Consider the following 2,810-nt stretch of genomic DNA (forward strand, 5'->3'; position numbering starts at 1 on the left):
CGGTAAGAGACTGATACATCCTTGCGACCAGCCCAGTAGGCGTCTGACGCCTCCTTCAACGTCATGGCCTGGCGACTGATGCGACGCGGAGCCATCGGGTCCTTGCCGTCGATCAAGGCCTTCTTTGCCTCATCGCGCTTGGCCCGCGCCTCGGACAGCGACACCTCTGGGTACGGCCCCAGACTCATGGTCTGCGGCTTGCCCGCTACGCGATAGGCCAGACGCCAAGTGCGCGAGCCAGTTGCGGAAACATAAAGATGCAACCCACCGCCATCAAAAAGCTTGTAGGGCTTCTCGGCGGGCTTGGCGCCCTTGCAACGGGCATCGGTCAAGGTGTTTGTAGGCATCGTGCCGCCCTCTCCCGATTCGTACCTACAGCGATACCTACAGACCGGCTGTGGTGAACCGTGGATTTCGGTGGTGAAGCGAGGGCTATCGTGCAAAAGAAAACCCCCGGAAGCCTTGAGAATACTGGGCTTTGCGGGGGTTATCTAGGGGTATTGCCAACCATGTTGGACTTGATCTGGCGGTGAGAGAGGGATTCGAACCCTCGATACGGGGTTACCGTATACACACTTTCCAGGCGTGCTCCTTCAACCACTCGGACACCTCACCGGGGGCGACGACAGTGTACTACCACCGTCGCGGCGCGCAATCCTAGCGGATGACCGCCCCCTTGGCAAAGGCTTTTTCCGACCCGGACGGCTTGGCGGGCGCGTCGGACGGGTGCAAAATCGCCGGCCCGTACAAAAGGCAGGCAGTCCGGCAGACCGGCTCCCGCCAACGAGGTAGGTATGCAAGCAGCAGCGACAGGCCGGAACGGCATCCGTCACCAGATCGCGCTGACCGCCGGCGCGCTGGGCGTGGTCTTCGGCGACATCGGCACCAGCCCGCTCTACGCGCTCAAGGTCTGCTTCCAGATGGGCCACCTGGATATCGGCCACGACAATGTGGTGGGCATCCTGTCGCTGATCTTCTGGTCGCTGACGCTGATCATCTCGCTCAAGTACATCGCCTTCATCATGCGTGCCGACAACAACGGCGAAGGCGGCATCATGGCGCTGCTGGCGCTGGCGCTGCGCGCGCAGTACCGCCACGCCTGGCTGCGCCCTGTGGTGGTGGCCATCGGCCTGTTCGGCGCCGCGCTGTTCTTCGGCGACGGCATGATCACCCCGGCCATCTCCGTGCTGTCGGCGGTGGAAGGCCTGCAGATCGCGGCGCCACAGCTGCAGAACTTCGTCATTCCCATCACCATCGCGATCCTGGTCGGGCTGTTCATGATCCAGCGCCACGGCACGGCCTCGGTGGGCAAGCTGTTCGGCCCGGTCATGCTGGTGTGGTTCCTGACGCTGGCGGCGCTGGGCATACGCGGCATCCTGCACACGCCGACCATCCTCGAGCTGGTGAACCCTTACTGGGCGCTGCACTTCATTGCCGGCAACCCGGTCACCGCCTTCGTCACGCTGAGCGCGGTGGTGCTGACCATCACCGGCGGCGAGGCGCTGTACGCCGACATGGGCCACTTCGGCCGCAAGCCGATCCGCCGCGCCTGGTTCCTGGCGGTGTTCCCGGCGCTGATGCTGAACTACGCCGGCCAGGGCGCGCTGCTGCTGTCCGATCCGGAGGCCATCGCCAATCCGTTCTACAGCCTGGCGCCGGACTGGGCGCTCCTGCCGCTGGTGGTGCTCGCCACCATGGCTGCGGTGACCGCCTCGCAGGCGGTGATCACCGGCGTGTTCTCGATCGCCCGCCAGGCCATGCTGCTGGGCTACCTGCCGCGCTTCGAGGTTCGCCACACCTCGGCGCGCGAGATGGGCCAGATCTACATGCCCTTCTTCAACTGGACGCTGCTGGCGACCATCATCCTGCTGGTACTGACCTTCCGCAGCTCCGACAACCTCGCCGCCACCTACGGCATCGCGGTGACCATGACCATGATCTGCGACGTGCTGCTCATGGTGGTGGTGGCGCACAAGCTCTGGGGCTGGCGCCCAGGCCTGGCGATCCTGTTCGTGCTGCCCTTCCTGCTCGTCGACCTGGCCTTCTTCGCCGCCACCACGCTGAAGATCATCCAGGGCGGCTGGTTCCCGCTCTTCGTCGGCTTCTCGGCCTTCTTCATCATGGCCACCTGGAAGCGCGGCCGGCACATCCTCGGCGAGCGTCTGTCAGCCGAGACCATGCCGCTGAACCTGTTCATCAACAGCATCGGCGCCGGCGTCGGCCAGACCGTGCCGGGCACGGCCATCTTCATGACCGGCTCGCACCAGTACGTGCCGCACGCGCTGCTGCACAACCTCAAGCACAACAAGATCATCCACGAGCGCAACGTGCTGCTGACCATGGTGATCCGCGACGTGCCCTTCGTGGATGATGCGCAGCGCCTGAGCATCGAGCAGGTGGCGCACGAGTTCTACCTGGTCACCGCCGCCTACGGCTTCAAGGAACAGCCGGACATTCCCGAGCTGTTCAAGCTCAGCGCTACCCAGGGCATGGCCTTCGACATGATGGACACCAGCTTCTTCATGTCGCGCGAGCGCATCATTCCCGCCGGCCGCCACGGCATGTCGCGCTGGCGCGAGAAGATCTACGTCATGATGGCGCGCAACGCCTCGGCGGCCACCGACTTCTTCCACATCCCCAGCAACCGCGTGGTGGAAATGGGCACGCAGGTCGTGCTCTGAGGCGCCATGCCGCCGCGCTCTGGCGCGGCGGCATGGCGCGCACCGCGTCCCCTCAAGCGCCGGCCCTGATCCGGGCGGATGCCTCAGCGCGGATACACCAGCGACACGTCGAGCGGCGCCGGGCTGGCC

General features: G+C 65.1%; 2 protein-coding genes and 1 tRNA gene. 1 reads left to right on the forward strand and 2 read right to left on the reverse strand.

The window, feature by feature from the left end; genetic code table 11:
* Together C5O18_RS08280 and C5O18_RS08285 are read right to left on the reverse strand one after the other, a co-directional pair.
* Positions 1 to 332, reverse strand: a 332-nt coding sequence (locus C5O18_RS08280; protein ID WP_206389806.1) for an Arm DNA-binding domain-containing protein, incomplete at its 3' end; no start/stop codon positions are given.
* Positions 333 to 524: 192 nt separating this feature from the next.
* Positions 525 to 615, reverse strand: a tRNA-Ser gene (locus tag C5O18_RS08285).
* 179 nt (positions 616 to 794) lie between these two features.
* Between C5O18_RS08285 and C5O18_RS08290 the strand changes: the two genes are divergently transcribed.
* Positions 795 to 2,681, forward strand: a complete 1,887-nt coding sequence (locus tag C5O18_RS08290; RefSeq protein ID WP_105193077.1) for a potassium transporter Kup — start codon at positions 795 to 797, stop codon at positions 2,679 to 2,681.
* The last annotated feature ends 129 nt before the right edge of the window (positions 2,682 to 2,810 follow it).

It is taken from the genome of Amnimonas aquatica (assembly GCF_002943415.1).
GTDB classification, from domain to species: Bacteria; Pseudomonadota; Gammaproteobacteria; order Pseudomonadales; family Moraxellaceae; genus Perlucidibaca; species Perlucidibaca aquatica_A.

Coding starts and splice junctions, on each gene's coding strand:
- C5O18_RS08290 (WP_105193077.1), top strand. CDS start 795: ATGCAAGCAGCAGCGACAGGCCGGAACGGCATCCGTCACCAGATCGCG.